The organism is Nocardia ninae NBRC 108245, assembly GCF_007990755.1.
GTDB lineage: Bacteria > Actinomycetota > Actinomycetes > Mycobacteriales > Mycobacteriaceae > Nocardia > Nocardia ninae.
This window is the reverse complement of record NZ_BJXA01000036.1, coordinates 64,913-85,107: the sequence shown is the minus strand read 5'-3', so window position 1 is coordinate 85,107 and position 20,195 is coordinate 64,913. Positions and strand designations below refer to the sequence as shown.

At 66.2% G+C, this 20,195-nt stretch carries 20 protein-coding genes; 10 read left to right on the top strand and 10 right to left on the bottom strand.

What is annotated here, in order from left to right:
• Positions 1 to 1,050, bottom strand: a 1,050-nt coding sequence (locus tag NN4_RS24490; RefSeq protein ID WP_147135774.1) for an AAA family ATPase, incomplete at its 3' end; no start/stop codon positions are given.
• A gap of 119 nt (positions 1,051 to 1,169) precedes the next feature.
• Between NN4_RS24490 and NN4_RS24485 the strand changes: the two genes are divergently transcribed.
• Complete coding sequence (locus NN4_RS24485; RefSeq protein ID WP_186818611.1) at positions 1,170 to 2,057, top strand: catalase; 888 nt, start codon at positions 1,170 to 1,172, stop codon at positions 2,055 to 2,057.
• 160 nt (positions 2,058 to 2,217) lie between these two features.
• Complete coding sequence (locus NN4_RS24480) at positions 2,218 to 3,573, top strand: DUF2252 domain-containing protein (RefSeq protein ID WP_186818610.1); 1,356 nt, start codon at positions 2,218 to 2,220, stop codon at positions 3,571 to 3,573.
• 22 nt (positions 3,574 to 3,595) lie between these two features.
• Here NN4_RS24480 and NN4_RS46645 read toward each other — a convergent pair whose 3' ends face one another.
• Both NN4_RS46645 and NN4_RS24470 read right to left on the bottom strand, forming a co-directional pair.
• Positions 3,596 to 3,913: a LysR family transcriptional regulator gene (locus NN4_RS46645; protein ID WP_147135769.1), complete on the bottom strand. Its 318-nt coding sequence runs from the start codon at positions 3,911 to 3,913 to the stop codon at positions 3,596 to 3,598.
• Positions 3,914 to 4,035: 122 nt separating this feature from the next.
• Entirely contained in the window at positions 4,036 to 4,626 is a 591-nt protein-coding gene (locus NN4_RS24470; protein ID WP_147135766.1) for an HdeD family acid-resistance protein, read from the bottom strand.
• Positions 4,627 to 5,045: 419 nt separating this feature from the next.
• Here NN4_RS24470 and NN4_RS24465 point away from each other — a divergent pair, with 419 nt between their 5' ends.
• Positions 5,046 to 5,372, top strand: coding sequence for a WhiB family transcriptional regulator (locus NN4_RS24465; RefSeq protein ID WP_147135763.1), 327 nt, complete (start codon positions 5,046 to 5,048; stop codon positions 5,370 to 5,372).
• A gap of 225 nt (positions 5,373 to 5,597) precedes the next feature.
• Positions 5,598 to 6,692 carry an AraC family transcriptional regulator gene (locus NN4_RS24460; protein ID WP_186818609.1) on the top strand — a complete coding sequence of 365 codons (1,095 nt, stop codon included), beginning with the start codon at positions 5,598 to 5,600 and terminating at the stop codon, positions 6,690 to 6,692.
• Positions 6,693 to 6,755: 63 nt separating this feature from the next.
• Here the strand turns inward: NN4_RS24460 and NN4_RS24455 are convergent, their stop codons facing one another.
• From NN4_RS24455 to NN4_RS24445, 3 genes are all read right to left on the bottom strand, one after another.
• Positions 6,756 to 8,384: a carboxylesterase/lipase family protein gene (locus NN4_RS24455; protein WP_147135758.1), complete on the bottom strand. Its 1,629-nt coding sequence runs from the start codon at positions 8,382 to 8,384 to the stop codon at positions 6,756 to 6,758.
• A 90-nt stretch (positions 8,385 to 8,474) separates the two neighbouring features.
• Complete coding sequence (locus NN4_RS24450) at positions 8,475 to 8,945, bottom strand: MarR family winged helix-turn-helix transcriptional regulator (RefSeq protein ID WP_222595155.1); 471 nt, start codon at positions 8,943 to 8,945, stop codon at positions 8,475 to 8,477.
• Between the two features lie 50 nt (positions 8,946 to 8,995).
• A complete protein-coding gene (locus tag NN4_RS24445; RefSeq protein WP_147135755.1) occupies positions 8,996 to 9,994 on the bottom strand; it encodes a helix-turn-helix domain-containing protein in 999 nt (332 codons plus the stop codon).
• A 427-nt stretch (positions 9,995 to 10,421) separates the two neighbouring features.
• Here NN4_RS24445 and NN4_RS24440 point away from each other — a divergent pair, with 427 nt between their 5' ends.
• Together NN4_RS24440 and NN4_RS24435 are read left to right on the top strand one after the other, a co-directional pair.
• Positions 10,422 to 11,531 (top strand): 3-methyl-L-tyrosine peroxygenase-related protein, encoded by a 1,110-nt coding sequence (locus NN4_RS24440; protein WP_147135752.1) that lies wholly within the window; start codon positions 10,422 to 10,424, stop codon positions 11,529 to 11,531.
• A 23-nt stretch (positions 11,532 to 11,554) separates the two neighbouring features.
• Complete coding sequence (locus NN4_RS24435; protein ID WP_147135749.1) at positions 11,555 to 12,541, top strand: clavaminate synthase family protein; 987 nt, start codon at positions 11,555 to 11,557, stop codon at positions 12,539 to 12,541.
• A gap of 153 nt (positions 12,542 to 12,694) precedes the next feature.
• Here NN4_RS24435 and NN4_RS24430 read toward each other — a convergent pair whose 3' ends face one another.
• Together NN4_RS24430 and NN4_RS24425 are read right to left on the bottom strand one after the other, a co-directional pair.
• Positions 12,695 to 13,897 carry a uroporphyrinogen decarboxylase/cobalamine-independent methonine synthase family protein gene (locus NN4_RS24430; protein WP_246181059.1) on the bottom strand — a complete coding sequence of 401 codons (1,203 nt, stop codon included), beginning with the start codon at positions 13,895 to 13,897 and terminating at the stop codon, positions 12,695 to 12,697.
• Between the two features lie 128 nt (positions 13,898 to 14,025).
• Complete coding sequence (locus NN4_RS24425; RefSeq protein ID WP_147135746.1) at positions 14,026 to 14,544, bottom strand: phenolic acid decarboxylase; 519 nt, start codon at positions 14,542 to 14,544, stop codon at positions 14,026 to 14,028.
• 258 nt (positions 14,545 to 14,802) lie between these two features.
• Between NN4_RS24425 and NN4_RS24420 the strand changes: the two genes are divergently transcribed.
• Positions 14,803 to 15,654, top strand: coding sequence for an SDR family NAD(P)-dependent oxidoreductase (locus tag NN4_RS24420; protein ID WP_147135743.1), 852 nt, complete (start codon positions 14,803 to 14,805; stop codon positions 15,652 to 15,654).
• A 25-nt stretch (positions 15,655 to 15,679) separates the two neighbouring features.
• Positions 15,680 to 16,621, top strand: a complete 942-nt coding sequence (locus NN4_RS24415) for an enoyl-CoA hydratase/isomerase family protein (RefSeq protein WP_147135740.1) — start codon at positions 15,680 to 15,682, stop codon at positions 16,619 to 16,621.
• Between the two features lie 75 nt (positions 16,622 to 16,696).
• Here NN4_RS24415 and NN4_RS24410 read toward each other — a convergent pair whose 3' ends face one another.
• Positions 16,697 to 17,191 carry a PAS domain-containing protein gene (locus NN4_RS24410; protein WP_147135737.1) on the bottom strand — a complete coding sequence of 165 codons (495 nt, stop codon included), beginning with the start codon at positions 17,189 to 17,191 and terminating at the stop codon, positions 16,697 to 16,699.
• 212 nt (positions 17,192 to 17,403) lie between these two features.
• On the opposite strand from NN4_RS24410, the gene NN4_RS24405 reads away from it, so the two are divergent.
• Entirely contained in the window at positions 17,404 to 17,649 is a 246-nt protein-coding gene (locus tag NN4_RS24405) for a hypothetical protein (RefSeq protein ID WP_147135734.1), read from the top strand.
• Positions 17,650 to 17,671: 22 nt separating this feature from the next.
• On the opposite strand, the gene NN4_RS24400 is transcribed toward NN4_RS24405, so the two are convergent.
• The gene (locus tag NN4_RS24400; RefSeq protein WP_147135732.1) at positions 17,672 to 18,964 is read right to left on the bottom strand and encodes a serine/threonine-protein kinase; all 1,293 of its coding nucleotides are present in this window, start codon (positions 18,962 to 18,964) and stop codon (positions 17,672 to 17,674) included.
• Positions 18,965 to 19,035: 71 nt separating this feature from the next.
• On the opposite strand from NN4_RS24400, the gene NN4_RS24395 reads away from it, so the two are divergent.
• Positions 19,036 to 20,151 carry a BTAD domain-containing putative transcriptional regulator gene (locus NN4_RS24395; protein WP_147135730.1) on the top strand — a complete coding sequence of 372 codons (1,116 nt, stop codon included), beginning with the start codon at positions 19,036 to 19,038 and terminating at the stop codon, positions 20,149 to 20,151.
• Positions 20,152 to 20,195 lie beyond the last annotated feature (44 nt).

The following is a 20,195-nucleotide window of genomic DNA, read 5'->3' as shown; positions in this document are numbered from 1 at the left end:
GTCGGCGGCCGCCGCCAGGTGCCAGGCCCGCAGTCCCTCGTCGTCCGGGCCGGGCAGCTGGCGGGCCAGCGCGCGATGCGCCGATTGCCGTTGCGTGAAGGGAGCTTCGTCGTAAACGACGGCCGCGAGCAATGGGGTTCGGAACCGCGTCCAACCGTCGACGACCGCGAGCAGCCCGGACCGCCGCGCCTCATCCCACGCCGCCGGACCCGCACCGAGTTCGGCCGCCGCCTCGCGGACCGTGCGCGGATCGCCGCGGTTCTCGGCCGCCGCGACCAAGAGCAAAGTTCGCGCGGCCGTCGAGAGCCGGGCGGTACGGGCGCTGAACGCGCGGCGCAGCAGGGGGCCGACCGGCGTGTGCTCGCCGCCCTCCTCGGTGACGCCGGGTAGCTCGCGCAGCGCCAGCGGGTTTCCCGCGGCCATCCGCACGGTGCGGCGCACCGTGTCCGCGTCAGCCCCGGTCATCGCATGCCGTACCAGCTCGGCAGCGTCGGTGTCGGCGAGCGGGCCGACCTCGAAGCCTGGCAACAGCTCCCACGCGCCGCTGTTCGCGGGGTCGTCGTGCCCCGCGAGCAGCATGGCGATCGGTTCGGTGCGCAGCCGTCGCGCGATGAAGGTCAGGCAGGTCGCGGTCGGCTCGTCGAGCAGGTCCGCATCGTCGACGGTGATCAGCAGTGGCTGTTCGGTAGCGAACTCGGAGAGCAGCGTGAGCGTCGCCGCACCGATCAGAAACCGATCCGCGGCCTCCCCGCTGTGCCCGAGTGCCCCGCGCAAGGCGGCCGCCTGGGGCGGTGGCAGCGCGTCGATCCGATCGATCACCGGCCACAGCAACTCGTGCAGGGCGGCGAAGGCGAGTCCGGACTCCATCCGGGTGCCGCGACAGGTCAGCGTCAGGAAGCCGGTCGCGGCGGTGGTCGCGTATTCCAGCAGCGCGGTTTTGCCGATGCCGGGGTCTCCCCAGAACATCAGCGCCGACCCCGTACCCCGCCGCGCGCCGTCGAGGGCCTGCTCGACCTCCCCTTTTTCTCGGCGCCGTCCGTACAGAATCATGTCGAAGGGATGGTACGGGACCTTGGACGGTTGCCCATCAGCGCCGTTGATCCGCTTCGCCGCGCCGACCGATACGGTGACGGATGCGGCTGGAACACCCGGAGCATACGGTCGCCACTGTGCCCAACGACCCTCACGATGACGACACGCGCTTCGTCGAACAGCTGGCCGCAGCGACCGGTGCCGACCGCGGACAGCGACTACTGCACGCTCGCGGTCGCGGGGCTACCGGAGATTTCACCCCGTACCGGCAGGCCGCGCGGCTGAGCGCGGCCGAGGTGTTCGCAGCGGCCCGAACACCCGTCACGGCGCGCTTCTCCAGCACGCTCGGCGGCAACGATGGGCACGACGGCGACCCCGGGGACCATGGCCTCGCGGTGCGGATCGGCGAGCTCGACCTCGTCATGTTCACGCTGCCGGTATTCTTCGTGCGCAACGGTCCGGACATGCTCGCTTTTCTCCGGGCGACCGGGGTCGGCGATCCGGCGGCCGTCGCCGACTTCGTGCGCCACCATCCCGAGGCGGCGACCGCATTGAGCCTGGCCGAACAAGCGCTGCCGATCACCAGCTTCACCGGCGTGACGTATCACGCGGTGCACGCCTTCGGTTTGGTCGACGCGGCGGGCGTCACCCGATGGGCGCGCCTGAGCTGGCGGCCACTGCAACCACTTCCGGCGCTGACCGCCGCGTCAGCTCAGGCACAGCCACGCGACTACCTCGCGACAGAGCTCGCCACCCGCCTTCCTGCCCGCTTCGAACTGACCGCCCACCTGCCCGACGTGGATGACGACGTGCACGACCCGACCCAGCTGTGGACCGGTCAGGAATCCATCCCGCTCGGCATGCTCACCCTTACCGAAGCCGAAACACTCTCGAGCGAACCCGATTTCGATCCGATGCGGTTGCCGGACGGTATGAGCGCACCGCAAGACCAATTGTCGAAGGACCGCAGCACGATCTACCGGGCAGCGCGGCGATACCGAGCCGGTCGAGTGGCCTGCGGATGACAAGCCGGGTCCGGTTGTGTAGCTGGGTATTTACGGAAGCTGGCTTACCGGCCCCACCGGGCTCATTCCTCGTCATCGTAGACAACCGCGATACTGTGCATATACAACACGAATTTTGCTGGTTGTTTACCGAGTCGTGGAAACAGGCCATAGTGGTCGAATGACGATAGTGACGACCGCCTTCGATTCCGCCGCGGCAGGACGAGCAACGCGTCAGCGAGTTTCACGTTCTTCCCTCGGGGTATGGCAATGTGCGCCCGACCGCGAAGACCCCATCGCGATCCTGGAGGAACAGGTCGCCACCCGACTCCCTGATTTGGTGCCGATTCGCTATGCCCGCATGGCCGCCGCACCGTTCCCTTTCCTGCGGGGCGCCGCCGCGATCATGGCCGCGGATCTGGCGTACTCGCCGAACACCGGCCTTACGGTGCAGCTTTGCGGCGACGCCCATGTAGCCAATTTCGAGGTGTATGCCTCCCCGGAACGCACCTTGGTGCTCGACATCACCGATTTCGACGAAACGCTACCCGGCCCCTTCGAATGGGACGTCAAACGCCTCGCGGCCAGCCTCGCGGTTTCGGCGCGCGCCAACGGTTTCGGCGACGACGAGGCCGAGCGGGTAGCGTTCGCGGCGGGACGTGGTTACCGCGAAACCATGAACCAGATGGCCGAACTCGATGCGCTGACCGTGTGGTATTACCAGGTCGACGCGGAGGAGGTCGCCGCGCTCGTGCGAAAGCAGAAGCAACGCAAAGAGGTCGAGAGTTCGCTGCGGTCCGCACGCAACCGCACCAGCCTGCACGCGCTGAACAAGCTCACCGAACCCGACGCCGACGGTATCCCGCGGATCAAACACCAACCGCCGCTGCTGGTGCCGTTCCACGGGGACGAAGACGCCCGCGTCGCGAGTGCCCTCGCCGGCTATCGCAAGACCCTGCCCGAAAATCGTCGAGTGCTGCTCGATCGATACGCCCTGGTCGACGTCGCGCGTAAAGTCGTCGGCGTGGGCAGCGTCGGAACACGTTGCTACGTAGGGCTCTTCGCAGACACGAGTACCGGAAGCCCGCTGTTCCTTCAGGTCAAGGAAGCGGAGGTGTCGGTCCTGGCGCGGCACCTGTCGGCGAGCAAGTTCAAGCATCAGGGTCATCGTGTCGTGCATGGGCAACAGCTCGCCCAAACCTCCAGCGATATTCTCCTCGGCTGGGCGGGTGATGCCGAGGGCCGGTTCTACTATTGGCGGCAGCTGCGCGATATGAAGGGCTCCCCGGATATCGCCGACATGTCTCGTGGCATGCTGCGCAAGCACGCCACACTGTGCGGGCACACACTTGCCCGCTCGCACGCTCGTACCGGCGACCGTGTCGCCATCGCCGCGTACCTGGGCACCGGGGACAGTTTCGATCGAGCGATGGCCGAGTTCGCCCTCGCCTACGCGGACCAGACCGAGGCGGACCATAAGTCGTTGTCGACAGCCATCGAGTCGGGCCGGGTAGCGGCTGCGCCCTCCGCGTACTGAGCGGCCGGGGCGCCCCGGCCGCTCAGCCGAGCGTTCGGGGCGTCGAGCCTGCCTGCCGGGTCTGGACCGTCACTGCACGGGAGACCATCAACAGTGTGCGGGCACCGTCGCGCAAGGTGCGTCCCGCGCGGGTGAGCGCGACCCGCCGGGTCGTTCGTTCGAAAAGGGCGACGCCGAGGTCTTTTTCCAGGCGGCGCACCGCCGTGCTGAGGGCCTGCTGGGTGATGTGCAGCTTGCGGGCGGCCCGGGTGAAACTGAGCTGCTCGGCCACTTCGAGAAACTGTGCCAGCCGATACAGATTCAGTGGTCCATCGGCGGTCGATAGCCAGATCGGCTCCATGCCTGGCCTTTCTCCGCATCCGGGGGTGTCGGCTCGGCAGCACTGCGAGCGAATCCGGATGAGCTGTGCGATAGACGCCCGCTGAGAGCGGGCGTCCACCGGGTTTGCTGTGTGAACGCCATTTACAGTTCGGCGGGAATTCTCTTCGCTGCGGAGCGCACCTGGAAGGCATGGACGATCTCCACGATGCCCATGACGACCAGCCAGCAGCCGACCACGAGTGTGAGCCGCGCGATCGAGTGAATCGGCCAGACGACCAGCGCGATACCGCCGAGCAGCAGTAGCACTCCGTAGAAGACGGCCCAGCCGCGGCCCGGCATCCGGCTGGACGCTTCGGCACCGCCGGCCAGGGCGGCGATGCCGCGGAACATCGCGCTGATGCCGACCCAAAGTGCGAGCAGCACAATAGAACTGCCGATATCGCGCAGGCAGAAGAAGGCCAGGATGAACGACAGGATGCCGCTGATGAGCGACATCGCCCGCCAGCCGCCGCTGACCTGTGGTCCGAAAGCGGCGACCGCTTGGAGAATGCCGGACGCCATGAGATAAGCGCCGAACAGAATCCCCGCCACCACCAGCGTCGGTCCCGGCCAAACCAGGACGATCATGCCCGTCAACACCGAGATGATGCCGATGGCCAGTAGCGACTGCCAGGCGCCGCGGGACAGCTGGTACAGCGGCCCATTGGTAACTGTTTGATTGCTAGTAATCATTGCCGCAGCCTATTTCCGCCACGACCGGTGGCGTGAGGGCATTTCTGGCCGAAAGGGTGCATAACCGGACGTCCGTTTGCTCGCACCTCGGATGCCTGGATCGGCTGGAAACTCGAACCGATCCCGGTTTTCCGGGTTCGAATCGGCGATGGTGGACATGCTCGGTCCGATTTCGGGCGGTTGGCAGCTGTGGGGGAAGTCGTTGCCGGGAGGCGCTCGCGGGTCGCCGAACCCGCACAAGTGTACGGCAGTGCCAAAGAAGCTGTTGCCGACAATTAGCTGTCACTGTAGGTTGGATCATGTTCTCGGACACGGAGATACCTCGGCAGCGTCGCCGCCAGTGCCGGAGATCGGCGAATCACGTTTGCCTGCAAGCTATTTCAGAAGCTTGACGGCACGATATCACCCAGGGGGTTGAGATGAAGCTGCGAATACTCGGCGGGCAGTCATGGTTCGGCTCGGTAGAGCGCGAACCGGAGTCGTGGCGCAGGGAGGCCGCGTGTGCCGAAACCGACCCGGACGCGTTCTTTCCCGAACGGGGCGGCAACTCGCGTGACGCCAAACGCGTGTGCTCGTCCTGTGAGGTGGCCAGGCAGTGTCTCGACTACGCGTTGGACCATGATCAGAACTTCGGTGTCTGGGGCGGGATGACGCCGCCGGAGCGACACCGTTTCGCGCGTCGCGGGATCTCGGCACGCTCCAGCCGTGCACGCGCGATCGCGAATACTCAGGCGCCGCCGAAGTAGTCTGGGCGGCAGGCTGCCCGGCCATTGCTATCGATCCACCGTGAAATTTGCCACATGTTTGCTATTATGCGGGTCTTCTCTCGTATTGTTCGAGCAAGGTTATGCGGCAACATGCACGGCAGTGACAGGTTTTGCCCGCCCGGTCCGGACTGGATGTCGGAGTTGCGCCCAGCGGCCGAAGCGCGGGTGCAATGGTCGGATGCGACAGCGAGGGAGTCGTTCGCTATGGAGCTGCGCGATTCGCGATTCAATGCGGCGACCATTCCGCCGGTTCTGCTCACCCGGCTGTGTGATGTTGCCGCCGAGGGTGGCGTGGACACCGCTTCGTGGTTCGCCGGAACGGGAGTGCTGCCCGAACGCCTGGATCTACCTCAGACGTGGGTGTCCTACCGTCAGGCGACCGCGATCATCCGCCGGGCCGTGCGTGCGCTGCCCGAAGGGCCGATCGGGCTCACCGTGGGAGCTCGCAATGCCGCGGTCGGCTATGGGCTGCTCGGCTTCGCGATGCGGTCCTGCCGGACCGTCGCGGACGCGACAGCCGTGGGATTCCAGCTGCGTCGGTTGATCGATAGCTTGCTGGATATCGAACTGAGCCGCGACGGCGAGTTGAGCACCATCCATTACTTCGAGCGCATTCCCGATCCGGAGTTGGTGCGCTTCCTGTGTGAGCAGGCGATGGCGGCGGCGATGTCGTTCGCGCGCTCGCTGCTCGGCGACGACACCGATCCTGTCCGGATCCGGCTCAGCTACCCGGAACCGGCCTACGCCGCCGACTATCGTCGCTTCTTTCGCTGCCCGATCGAATTCGACTGTGCTGTCAACGAATTGGTCTTCCCCACGCAGCGGCTGGAAACCCCGCTGCCGACCTACAGCGAAGCCAGTCGCAGTGCGGCGCTGGACGCCTGCCGGCAGCTGGGCGGTGACGACGACACCCGGCACGACATCGTGGTGTCGGTCGAGTCGATCCTCGCGGAGAACCTGCGCAGCGCGCTCTCCATGGCTCAGGTCGCTGACCGGCTCTTCGTTACCGAACGCACCCTGCGCAGGCACCTGCACGCCGCCGGTGAAAAGTTCAGCGACATCCGTGACCGAGTCCGGCAGCGGCACGCACTGTTCCTGGTCCGGGAAACCGGCGCGACGATCACCCAGATCGCCGCCCGGACCGGCTACCGCGACGTGCGTGAGTTCCGCAGAGCCTACGTGCGATGGAACGGGGAACCCCCGAGCCAGACCCGCAACGCCAACGGACTGCCGCGTCATGCGGCGGTGAACCCGAACCTTTTCGCGTCGCCGGCCCGAGCTGCGGGCATCGCGTCATAACGGCCTTTTGCGCTGAGTTCATATTCGGTCGGAGGGGTTTCGCGGTAGCTGAGAATTCCGGGGCTAACCGATGTGGCGGATACCTGACCACAGGTCGCAGTGATGCTGGTGGGCGAACGAGTCGGCTACCGCGATGTGGTCACTGCTGAGTTCGAGGGTGCTGCCCGCCGTAGTCGGCCACGGGGTGAAGTCCGGTGTTACCGGGTCGCCGGTGTGCGCGAATTGCGCCCAGCTCTGCTGGATTCGCTGGGAGAGTCGGTCGGCGGGCGGCGGCAGGGGGATGTGCACGCCCATCAGCCCGGAGAAGACGTAGGGCACCTCCGCGCCGTGGAAGGCGCCCGGTAGCAATGGATTCCGGCCGAGTGGTGCGTCGTTGAACCGGTACTGCCACACCTGGGCACCGCCTCGACGGGCGGCTTCGGTGGTGAACAGTGCTGGGCAGGCGAAGAACCCATCCGTGATCACCCGTTCCTTGGCGGCGGCGGGGGTCGGGAAGCGGGACGGCGGGTATCGGTCCAGGACCTGAGTGCTGTTGTCGCCGAACAGTTGTCGTGCCCAGTTCTGATATTCGGCTGCGGTAGGGGTGGTTCCGCGCGCGTAGTCGAGCAGTGCGAGGAAGGTGGCGCCTTCGTCGGCGTTGCTGCCGACGATCAAGGGCGTGTCGTGTGCTGCTCCGGCGGCCAGGGCTTGTTCGGGTTCGGTGGTCACCACGACTCCGTCGAGAACCGGACTCCATCCCACCGCCATCGACGTCAATGCCGTTGTGGGGGAGTCGAGTAGAGCGTCGGCGGGCAGTGTGCGCAGGCAGTGCTGCCGGGTGAGCGGGTCGGTGCACCCTAGACCGGCGGCATAGTCGGCGGAGCGTTGATAGGCGAGGTCCTTGCTCGGCGGCTGGAGCGGACTTCGTGCGCACGAACCGCTTTCGATGATGGCCTTGTCGAAAAGTCCACGTGCCAGTGGGGAAGCGAGCTGGGTGCACACGCTCATGCCGCCCGCGGATTCCCCGAAGATGGTGACGTTGCCCGGATCCCCGCCGAACACGGCGGCGTTGTCGCGGGTCCAGCGCAGCGCGGCCTGCTGGTCGAGGGTGCCGTAGGTGCCTGCGATGCCGCCGTTGCTGTCGGCCAGTTCGGGAAGCGCGAGGAAACCGAAGGGTCCCACGCGGTAATTGGGGATGGCCACGATGACTTTGCCTTCCCGCACCAGCCTGGCCGGGGAGTCGTATTGGGCGTTGGAGCCGAGCACGAAAGCGCCACCGTAAAACCACACCATGACGGGCAGCGCGGTAGTCGCGGCATGCTGGGGCACGTAGATATCGATGCTCAGGCAATCCTCGCTCGACTCCTGCAACGCGACGTCGATCGGTAGCGGGGAGGACTGGGGGCATTGCGGGCCGTGCGCGATCGCCGGACGCACCTGCGTCCACGGAACGGCAGGCTGCGGCGGTGCGAAGCGGTGCTCGCCGGTGGCCGGGGCCGCGAACGGCACGCCGAGGTAGTGCACGATGCCGTCGGTGTGCCTGCCCTGGATCGGGCCGCCGGTGACGGTCACCGCCGTGTCGGGCGTGGTCGGGGCCGCATCGGCGCGAGGATGTGCGACCGCGGACGCTGCGACGGCGAGGCTGATCATGACCGCGGCCAAGGACGACCATCGGGTCATGTCGAGCCGGAATATGGCGGTGCGTGCCCGCATGAATGCTCCCACAGGAATTATACTTTTGAAACAAAAGCACTGTAAGGCACTGGGGGCGCCGAGGGAACCACTATCGAGGTTCCGGCAAGGTCATTCGCTCAATACAGAAAGCAACTGCTGTAGCGCGGGGAGCGCGGATTCCAGTCGTTCCCGATCGGCGGCGGGTAGCTTCGCGAGGGATTCACGCAGCATGGCGGCGCTCGCGCGGTCGTATCTGGCCAGCAGTTCCCGTGCCGTCGGCGAGGCCACCAGCACCGCCGCCCGTCCATCCGTCGGTGACGGCACCCGCTCGACCAATCCCGCCGCGGTCATCGTCCGGATCAGATTGCTGATCGTCGACTGCGCCACCTTGAGTTCGGTAGCCGCGAGGCTCGGCGGCACCCCCTCGGCGCCGACCAGGAGGCGCAGCAGTTCGATCTGCGCCTCCGGCAGATCCGGCAGCCCCTCCGCGGCTCTGGTGCGGCGCAGCACGGCCCGCCGCAGCGGGCCCAGTAAGGCGCTGAGCTGCGCCTCGACCGAGATGGCCGGCGTCGGTTCGGTTCGAGCAGCAGGGACATCCACCCGGCCATTCTGCCTGGTGCGGGCGCAGTGGTCCGCGAACTGCGGCGACACTAGCGGTTCGGCCGAGCGGTTCGGATCGTCGTAAGCGGCGCATCTGCGGGGGAACTGTTCGCCCGCCGCCACTCACTCGGCGCCATACCGTAGGCGGCGCGGAAGCGGCGGGCGAAGTGGGTCTGATCTCGGAAGCCGTGGCGGTGCGCGACGGCCGCAATGGAGCGTTGCCTCGCGTCGGGGCGCGCCAGAATATTTCGCGCACGCTCGAGACGTTCGGTGATGATCCACTGTTCGAGGCTGAGTCCGGCGCGCTCGCAGAGCTTGTACAGGTAGCGCACCGAGATGTGGTGGGCGCGAGCGATACCGGCCGGGCAGAGGTCCGGATCGAGCAGGTGCCGGCGCACATAGTCGCGAACCTGTTGCACCAGAACATCTTCGGGTAATGCCGTGCTGTCTTCGCTGCCGCCGGCCGCCGAGCTGAACAAGGCGCGCACCATCTCGATACACGCGGCACCCAGCTCGGGTGCGGCCGGATCCGCATGCAATGCTTCGGCCGATTCCCCCATCAGCGCAATCTGTTTCGTGACCAGCGAAGCGAGCGCGCTGTGCCGCACCGTGCCCAGGACGCTGCGGATCAACGCCTTGGGTATCCCCAGCTGATCTTCCGGCAGGAACAGTGCCGTGGTTCCGCCACCGTGCCAGTCGAGTTCGTACGGGAGGTCGAAATCCATGAAGAACAGGTCGCCCGGCGTGAGTTCGTGTTGCACGTCGCCTTGGGTCAGTCGGGAACAGGCCCGCCGCTGCACCTCGACGGCGACGAGCGAACTCGGTGTCACCCGAACCTGTTTCGGTGTCCGGACCAGCTCGAGGTCCGGCATCTGCGCCTGAACAAGGCTGACCTGACCGAACTGCCAAGCATCGAGGTGCGCATGGACCGGGCGGTCCGACGGCTTCAGTACCACGTGTGTCGGCGCCGAGGCATCCTGCACAGTCGCGACTACCGCCTCCACCCGATCCGAGGGAGCGAGCGCATCGGTGTCCAGCACGACCACCATGTCGATCCTCCTTCATCACCACTGAATCGACCTGCGGTGCATCGTCAGCCGAACCAACGTGCACGCTGAGCCGATTGTCCCGCCATCCCCGGCGGTACGGTACGAATCAGGTGAGTTGACTTCGCGCAACGAGCCATCGAGTGCTTGCTTCAACGCCGCGGCAAACGCTCCCGAGCTGGGCCCGGCTCGTGAGCGAGGTCAGCCCACCGTAATCCAGAGATCGTGCCGTCGATCGGACTGTTGCGTCAGGGCGCTATACGCGGCAGCGTGGCCGGCAACTCGCGCCAGCCGGGCACGCCGGAACGCTGACTCGCGCATGCGGAGGATCTGCTGTAGGGCGAGATCTCTGATCGCACAACGAAGTTCGACCGGTGGGTGCAACGGGAAATCCGTCGGGGCCGGCGTCGGCCGGGATACCCTGGTTGGCATGGGCACCTCGGCTACGGCCCCCTACCCGCCAGTGGCTGTTTTCCGGGGATTGCGTGACGGCAGAAAGATCCCGCAGCTCAACGATCATGTCCGAGGGAAAGCGCGGCGGACTGCGCTGGCGCTGGCCGAGGTGCCGACGCATGCCGGGCCGATCGAACGCACTTCGGCATTGCAGCGAGTCGTTACTGCTGCCGGTGGGTTGGTAGGCGCACTGTCGACGGAACGTGCAGCGATCGCAGGGGAGGATCTCCCCGCGGAGTCGGGGAGCCAGTCGTTCTTTCGGGTTCGCGAGGTGGACCTGTCCGACCAGCAGACGGCCCTGCACGGGGTGCTCGTGGTCTATCGCGGTGTGCTCGACCTATGTCGCGCGCCGCTGTCCGGCGCCGACCTGGCGGTAGAAGTCGCGGCGATGCGTCAGGCCGTACTCGACCTCACCGGCAGCACGGCGGGTGACGTGGCCTGCGACGGGTCGCCCAATGTTGTTGTGCCCGAAGAGGTATCGCTGGAAAGCGAATGGACGGCCCGGTGGCTCGTCGGGCATCAGGTGCACGTTCTGTTCAACATCTGTGCGGCGGTCGCGGTGTCGGACGCGGTGCATCATCTGCGTGACGGAGCGGCCGAGGCCGCGTTGGCGCGGCTCGCGCACGCCACCACATTCGTCCGTGGTTTCCCCGCGGCGATGACGCACGCCAGCACGATTCCGGTGGACTACTACATGGAGACCGTGCGGCCCACCATGCAACCACCCGACGTAGCGATCCCGTTGAGCGGGCGACAACATCGCGGCTACAAGACATTTCGCGGCGCGATGAAGGACCTGCTCAGGGCTGTCCCGGATACCTATGGCCACCTGGTCGCCCGCGACCCCGACCTCGCCGCCGCGCGCAGTGCGCTGCTCGAAGCCGACCTCGTGGACAGCGAACGCCATGTCACCCTTGCCTATTCGATGGTGCGGTTGCGCCGCTCCATCGCGCAGTTGCCCACCGGTCCGGACAATGCCGTCGGCGAATTGCGCCTGATGCGGCACCGGCGGGCCGCCCAGTACGCGCCGCTGATCCAGTTCGGCGACCACTACATCGCTGACGCCGTGGCCGCTTTGCGGCGCTAGGCGCACCGGGCAGGAGGGCCTTGATGCACGAGATCGCCGACCCCACCGACGAAACCCCTGACCTGACCTTGCATCCCGGCGATACCACCGAGACCGATAAGGTCGCCCGCGCGCTGTGCGGCGGTACCCACGATCGGGTGGACGCCGACGAATGGGTGGCGCGCGCTCGGGATGCGTGGGACGAACTGCCGCTGTCCCTGCGCCGCAGCGTGCGGCAATTCCGGCGACACTCCGGCCCGCGTGGAGCGCTGGTGATCCGTGGCTTACCCGTCGATGCCGCCGGATTGCCCGCGACGCCGTCCGTACCGGATTCGGTACAGCGCGAAGCTACCGTCGCCGCAGCGGTACTCACCATGATCGCCTGCGGGCTGGGCGACCCGGTCGCGTACCTGGCCGAGAAATCCGGGGCCCTGGTGCAGGACGTCGTGCCGGTGCCCGGCAAGGAAACCTTCTCGGGCAACGCGGGTTCGGTGCTGCTCACCTTTCACAACGAAAACGCCTTCCACCGACACGAACCCGACTACGTGCTGTTGCTGTGTCTGCGCGCCGACCACGACGGGGTCGCGGGCCTGCGCACGGCGTGCCTCCGTGAAGTGCTACCACTGCTCTCCGCAGTGAGCCGAAAGGTACTGTTCACTCCGGAATTTCGCACCGCACCGCCGCCGTCCTTCGGCGTGGACAACACGATCGTCGCACCCCAGCCCTTACTGTCCGGCGCCCCGGAAGACCCCGATATCCGAATGGCCACCATCGCGACCACCGCATTGACACCACGGGCCGTCACCGCGCTCACTGCCTTCGGCCACGCCTGCAACACCGCCGCCCGCACCACCAGACTCACCCCCGGCGACCTGGTCATCGTGGACAACCGCGTTACGGTCCACGGCCGCACCGCCTTTCGCCCCCGCTACGACGGTGCCGACCGTTGGGTACAACGCACCTTCGCCATCGCCGACCTCCGCCGCTCCCGCGACCACCGCGCACACGACGGCTATGTGATCACCCGGTGACAGAGTGCTGAACTCCGGCCACTTCGTCTGCTTCACCGAGCCCGACCGGGTCTGCGACTTGGTCGCGGAGTTCATCGCACGTCATGAAGGGCAGCGTGGGCAGTAGTAGGGGCCGATCCGATGATGAGTCGGCCGGCCCCCTGCTCTGTCAGCTCACACGCCGAGTTCTTCGGACGCCGCCGCGGTGCCTTCGATGCGGGCACGAACTTTCGCGAACGCGGTTTCTCGCGACGTAGAGACATCGTCGCCGAATGGTGCGAATCCGCAGTCGTCGCACGTGCCGAGTCGGTCCACGGGCAGGTGCCGAGCGGCGTTGAGCACCCGGTCCCGCACCTGCTCCGCCGTTTCGACGGCCGGATCGATCGGGTCGATGACACCGACGAAAATCCGGGCGTCCGCCGGCAAGTGCTCGGCGATGACCTGTAGGACTCGATCGGGATCGGGCTCGCTGGCAAGCTGGACGTAGAACTGCCCGGCATGAATGCCGAACAGTTTCGGCAACAACTCCGCGTAGTCCACGTCGAGGCTGTGGGTCGAATCTTGGTCCCCGCCAGGGCAAGTGTGTACGCCGATCCGCTGCCGCTGCTCCGGTGTGAATCGATCGAGCACCCGATTGTTCAACGCGACGAACGAGTCGAGCAACCCACCGGAAGGATCGAGCTTGAGCGACAGTCGCCCCTCGGTGAAGTCGAGTTGGACCGAGTGCGCACCACAATCGAACGCCCCGCGAATGTCGGCTTCTACATTGTCGACGAGATCGTCGAGGAACTGTTCTCGCGAGTACCCGCTGATGCCGTTCGCGGGATACAACAGGCTCATCGCGGAAGCCGCGATCACGGCTTGCTTGACCGGCGCCGTCGCATACTTCCGAGCGGCCTGCAGATACTGCGCACTGAACGTCGCATATCGAAACGGCCCTGCGCTCAACGCCGGCAACTGCCGCGTGTGACCGTCCGCGAAGGGAATCACCGCACCATCGGGACTGAGGTTCGTCAATCCGGCCAGTGGATAACTCACAAAACTGGGCTTACTCTGCTCGCCGTCCGTAACTACCGGCGACCCAAGCGATTCCAGACGCGCGATGGTGTCCTGCACCGCCGCGTCATAGAGATCGGCGAGGGCCGCGTCGGTAGTCCGACCAGCGGCATGGTCCTGCATTCCCGTCAATAGCGCCGTTGGCCGCGGGATACTCCCAATCGGTTCGGTCGGCAAAGGCATAAGCATTCCCCTTCCCCACACCGTCGGCCGCCATATACGTTGCAGGACCGACGAATTGGACTTCCGCTGACCGCAGAAGGTCGCGCTGCCGATCACGGTAGCACGACGAAACCGCCCCCCACCGGCGTTCAAACTCATCCGGTCTCGAGCATCCGCGATTCGATATCGGCGGCCGGGTCAGGGTAGGCGAATCTCTCGGCCGCGTATACCGGGCGACCACCGTCCCGCTGTCGTGCGACGCCACCGATTCCCGCTGGACGGCATGATCAATTGGTGCGGGTCACGTAGTCGGCGGGCAGGTCCGCGGGGGCGCAGGCGATGACGGTGTCGTCGTCGACGCCGCGGTCTTCGAGGAAGGTGATCTGGGCGGACTCCGCGATCACGTAGATCGGGTAGGTGGGGCCCTGGTCGCGGTACTCGGCCATTTCGGCCAAATGCTCGTTCTGGAAGCAGACTGTGTGTTCCGGGTGTTGCTTGATCCACTGCGGGAAAAAGATCACGCCGTGGAGCCGGCGCAGGCCGGGCATGATGTTCACGCTGACCGAGGTGCCGGTCGGCTCGGTCCAGGAGAGTTTGTAGTTGTCCGCGTCGAGTCGCGTGAGGTCGACGAACTGCCCTTTGACCCAGCGGCCGCCGACCATGCCGGCATGGATCCGGTAGTCGATCGTGGTGGAGTTGCGGACGTAGAGCTCGTACTGCCAGCCGTTCTCGTAGGTGTAGATGAGGTGCTTGCCGACGATCTGAGATAGGTCCCGCGTGGTGTCTTGCTTTGTGGAAGTCTCCATCGCTGCCTCCTCGGTAGAGCTGTGACATTACCACAATGTAGTTTTGTCTCAAAAGTACTTTATCGGGGTCGGTTAGTAGATGTTCCAGGCTGGGCAGTGCTGCACGCGGCGGGCAATAGACGCTATGTGCACCGGATCGATGGTTGGCGCATCCGATTGTGCGTGCAGACAGTTTTCTGCGAACGTAGGCCGAATCTCATAATGGAGAGTGATCGTTCTCTATTGTGGCGTCGGTGGAACCGAGCGAAGGGCTGCAACATGGCTGGTAGGCGGCTGGACGGCAAGGTAGCGGTGGTGACCGGAGCCGCGTCGGGGATCGGGGCGGCAACGGCCATCGAATTCGCGCGCCACGGTGCCATAGTGGCTCTGGCCGACATCGATGAGCTGGGCATGAAGGAGACGGCGGATCGAGTGGCCGGGCTCGGTGCGGAGGTCAGTACGCACCTCGTCGATGTCGGGGACGAGGACTCGATCTATGCCTTCGCCGACGGCGTCGAAAGGCGCTGGGGCAGAGTGGATATCGTGCTGAACAACGCCGGAGTCGCGGTGCTCGGGGATGGCGTCACGATCAGCGACGAGAGTCTGCGCTGGATCGTGGACATCAACTTCTGGGGAGTCGTGCACGGCACCAGGGCGTTCTATCCGATTCTGGAGCGATCCGGCGGCGGCACCATCGCCAATGTGTCCAGCGTGTTCGGGTTGCTCGGGATGCCATGCCAATCCGCCTACAGTGCAACGAAGTTCGCGGTTCGCGGATTCACCGAATCGGTGCGGATGGAACTGCGGCTCGCGGGATCGTCCGTGCGCGTCATGGCGGTGCATCCGGGCGGTATCCGGACCAATATCGCGCGGTCGACCAGGATCGAGGGTACCGGGGTCGCTCGGGCCGGTTCTGCCGCAGCCAATGTCGAGATGTTCGACCGCATAGCGCGCACGACACCGGAGCAGGCGGCACTGGCGATCGTGGACGGAATCCGGCGCGGCAAGGCGAAAGTGCGGATCGGTGCGGACGCGGTCGCGATGGACGTCGTCCAGCGACTGTTCCCGGTCGGCTACCAGCGGGTGATGCCTGCGGTGATCAGGCTCGGGCTCCGTCGCGCTCGACAGTGAAAAGACTTTCGGCAGAAGAGGAATCATGATTCGTACCGAACGTGACGGCACCGTCGCGACCGTGTGGCTGGACAATCCGCCCTACAACTTCCTCACCAGTGGCATCATGACCGCTCTCGCGGAGCTGCTCACCTCGCTCGAACGCGATGACGCGGTCCGCGCGGTAGTGCTCACCAGCGCGGTCGAGGATGTGTTCGTCAGCCACTACGACGTCGCCGAAATCCTCGCCGGCGCCGAGGCATCGCCGGTCACGTTGACCCGGCGCGCCGCCGCCGCGGCTCTGCACACCAGCCGCGCCGCCGATCATGTTCCCGGTGCACAGGCGGCACTGACCCGCGCCGGTGCGGGTGGCGTCGCCGATCTGCGTCGCTATCACGAGGTGTGTCGCCGAATGCGCGACTCCGACAAGGTATTCGTCGCCGCGCTCAACGGTCGCACGCTCGGTGGCGGCTGTGAGCTGGCGCTGTCCTGCGACATCCGGTTGATGGCCGACGGCCCCTACGAGATCGGTCAACCGGAAATTCTGGTCGGGATCATCCCCGGCGGCGGTGGCACGCAGATGCTTACGCGGGTGCTCGGTGCTGCCCGCGCGCTGGAATTGTGTCTGGAGGGTGCCCCGATCACTCCCGCCCGCGCCCGTGACATCGGCCTCGTGCACCGATTGGTCGCGCCGGCCGACTTGCTGGACGAAGCCCGCAGTACCGCTGTCCGGCTTGCCCGCAGGTCACCGGTCGCGGTCAAAGCCCTCAAACGTGCCATCTACGAAGGAGGCTCGGAATCTTTGGAAAAGGGGCTACATATCGAACGAACCGGATTCCTCGAGACGAGCTCGACCGCTACCGCGCAACGCGCGATGGGGAAGTATCTCGAAGAGATCCGCGAGGTCGAAACCAGCGGCCGGGATCTGGCGTCGTTCATCGCTGAGCGTTTGCCCCGGTGGGTCGAGGGCGAGGTGGTCGACTTCTGAAGCGGGCGACCGCGCCTCTCCCGGCCGGGTGAATCCCGGCGGGGGAGAGGCGCTGCGTGGCTGGTGCAGTGGTGCTCAGCCAGCGTCGGCCGACTCCATCAGTCCCGGCACGGTTTTGGTGGTGTTGTGGCGGAAGATGTTGACCGCGCCCACTACCTCGTCGGACTCGTCGCGGATCGGGAAGACGTTGACCAGTGCGAGCAGCCGGAAGCCATTGGGCTGTTCGCAGATGACGTCGGCGTCGCGCACGGTGCCACCATTGTTGATGACCACCGAAGGCGGGGCCGCCTCGTGCGGCATGACCTCACCGGAGGGGTAACGCAGGCGGAACGCGCCGCAGTACTTCTCGCTCTTACCGAGTTCGGGACTGCGCCCCCACGCTCCGATAGCGGTCTTATTGCAGGCGATCAGGGTGCCGTCCTTCTCCAGGACGTACATGCCGACCTCGATGTCATCCATCGCGGCCTGGTCGCCGAGCAGGCCACCGGGCACCAGGTGACCGTTCTCGAGCTTGCCGTGAAACGTGAGATCGTTCAGTTCGCCGGCGGTAATCTTTTGACTGATACTCATTTCGCTTCCCATCACTCGGAATAGAGCGTCCTAGCTGCGTTCGATGAAGAAATCTGGGCGCGTCGCTCAGCCGAGTAGAGGTGACTTCCGCCCCCTTTCACCACCCGTCAGTGTACCGAGATTGCTGTCCGGACAGTTTGTTTCGCGAGAAGGAAAATGACCGGAGCGGTAAGTTCGTATGCTGAGCGCATCGCTTTCGCCGGGAGGGCCGGATGTCGTTTGTCATCGCAGGCGTGGTGCTGATCGCCGCTGCCGCACTGGTGGACTTCTCGTGGGTCGCCGCCGGGATCTGTTTCCTCGTCGCTGTCGCGCTGGTCGTGGTCGGCGTCATCGGCGTCATCCGCCGCCGCAATCGGGGCGATGAACCCGGCGCGGGTGACCGTACCGTCGGCCGGCGCAGCGGGGGGACCGGTGCCTCCTCATCGGAATTTCATGCGGGAGGTGGCGGCAGTGAGTGAATCACCTGCCTCGCAGCGCGGGTCAGCAGTCCGTGACCGTGCGGCATACCGGTAGCGGTTCGAAAGTGGCCAGGAAAGGCAGCAGGCCGCCGAATGTGTCGCGGGCGAAGGCGCCGTGTTCGCGGTCGGCGTCGTAGCGGTGTCCAACATTGACCGCGCCCGCGAACGACGATTTCACGGTAGGACCGCTTACGTAAGTGGTGCCGTCCTTTTGTTTCTTGACAGGCTCGCGCTGGCTCTGGATCGAAAAGGGTCCTTCCCGGTGCTCCCGTTCGTTGCTGCGCGGGTAGTAGAAGTAGAAGGTTGCCTCGTTCTTGGCCGCGTCTACTGCTGTGCACAGTCCTTTGGGGCCGCGGTCGGACTTCAGGTAGGGCGTGGGGCATTGCAGTGGAAACGGCGGGCCGGGTATCTCCACCACGCCTGGTGCGGGCCACGGATCGCCGTCGATAAGGTTGGGGCGCAGGGTGTCCCAAGCTACGAAAGCTGCCGCCACGGTCACGGTCGTGCCGAATGCGACCGATGCGAGGTGGCGACGATGGTTCGTCGAGAGCGCGGTGGTCGCGGCGGCGGCGAGGTCGCCGCAGGTCTGGTAGCGATCGGCGGGGTCGGCAGCGGACGCCTTGGCGATCACGGCCGCCAGGCGCGGCGGGAGCGATTGTGCGACACCGGCACTCGGGAGCCCGCCGGTGAGCAGTTCGTGCAACGTGACGCCGAGGGCATAGACGTCGGTACGTGGGTCCGTGGCCTCGCCCGCCCACTGTTCTGGTGCGGCGTAGGCCCGGGTGAGCATGGGCGGCCCGGCGGTCTCGGTGGCATCCGCGTCGGTGGTGCGGGCGATACCGAAATCTCCGATCAGGATGCGGTCTTCGGTGCCGAGAAAGATATTGGCGGGCTTGATATCTCGGTGCACGATGCCTCGCCGATGGGCATGGTCGAGGCCCCTGGCGACCTCGGTCACGATGTACACCGCGCGGCGCGGGTCCAGTCCGCGCCGATGGCGGCGCAGGTGGCGTGCGAGGTCGCCACCGGGGACGTAATGCATGGAGATCCACAGCAGTCCGCTTTCGATGCCGCGGTCGTGAATGCCGACGATATTCGGATGATCCAGCTGCGCAACCAATTCGGCCTCGCGCTCGAACCTGGCCCGGAAACGCGGATCGGCACCCAGCTCGGGATCCAGCACCTTCAACGCCACCGACCGCGGTAGCCGCGGGTGGTGTGCCAGGTACACCGTGCCCATACCGCCGGAGCCGAGACGTTCGGCGATGAGATGGTCGGCGAAAACCGTACCCCGTAGCAAGGACGGGGCGGCCATACTGCACCTCCTGCACGAGAACGCATCCAGAATACCCGCTGCGGTCCGGCGCCACCGCCTATCCTGGGCAGATGCCCGACGAGACTGTGCCGTCGGTGGAAGTGCGCTTGCTCGGACCCGTACAGCTGCTGGTCGACGGCTCGGCACTGAATATCGGCGGCACCAAGCCTCGGGCGGTGCTGGGGATGCTCGCCGTCAACCGGCGCCGAGTGGTGTCGTCTCATGCGCTGGCCAACGGTATCTGGGACGGCCGTCCGCCGCGCCGTTTCGCCCCGACGCTGCATGTGTTCGTCGCCGACATCCGCAAAGCCCTGCGGACGGCGGGGGCCGACCCGGCCGCCGTACTTCGGACGATCACCCCCGGCTATCAGCTCGAACTCTCCGACAACTGTTGCGATGCAGCGCGTTTCGAATCGAAGCGGGCCGCGGCCACTGCGGCGGCCGCAGCGGGCGATCACGCCGGTGCGCTCGCGCATTTCGACACCGCACTGGCGCAGTGGAGCGGCGACCCGCTCGCCGATCTGCGTGGCCTCGGCTTCGCCGACAACTTCGCGGCCGAGCTGGCCGACCGCCGCCTGAATACGGTGCTGAGCCGGGTCGACGCCGAAATCGCCCTGGGGCGTGCGGCCGAGTCGGTCGGTGCGATGACCACACTGGCAGCCGACCATCCGGTCAACGAGGCCGTGTGGCGCAGGCTCGTCACCGCGCTGTACCTCGCCGGAAGGCAAGCCGAGGCGCTCGACGCGTGCCGGCGGCTACGGACGAATCTCGCGGAACTGGAGGGGCTCGATCCCGATCCGGTCTCCCTGGCCCTCGAGCAGCAGGTCCGGCGTCAGCAGCCGCTGCTGCCGATCGAGTTACCGCGCGGCAGAACCACCACGGCGGCAACGCAATCCGCACCGCGCGCGGTATTGCGTGTGTCGGATGGCCGGACCGTCGAGATCGACAACGGGGTTCGGATCGGCAGGCAACCGGACAACGATCTGGTCCTCGACGACGCACGCGTCAGCCGGCATCACGCGCGGCTTGTCGTTCGTGAGGCCGGGATGCTGCTCGTCGACCTCGGCTCGGCGAACGGAACCTATGTCAACGGAACACAAATCGTGACCGGCACCCTGGTCGCCGACGGCGATACGATCCGAATCGGTTCGACGGCAATGAGAATCGAGAGCCTCGCCGATGAGTAGCTGATCGATAGGTGAGCGCCTAGCGGGGGGGCGAATCCCGTTGC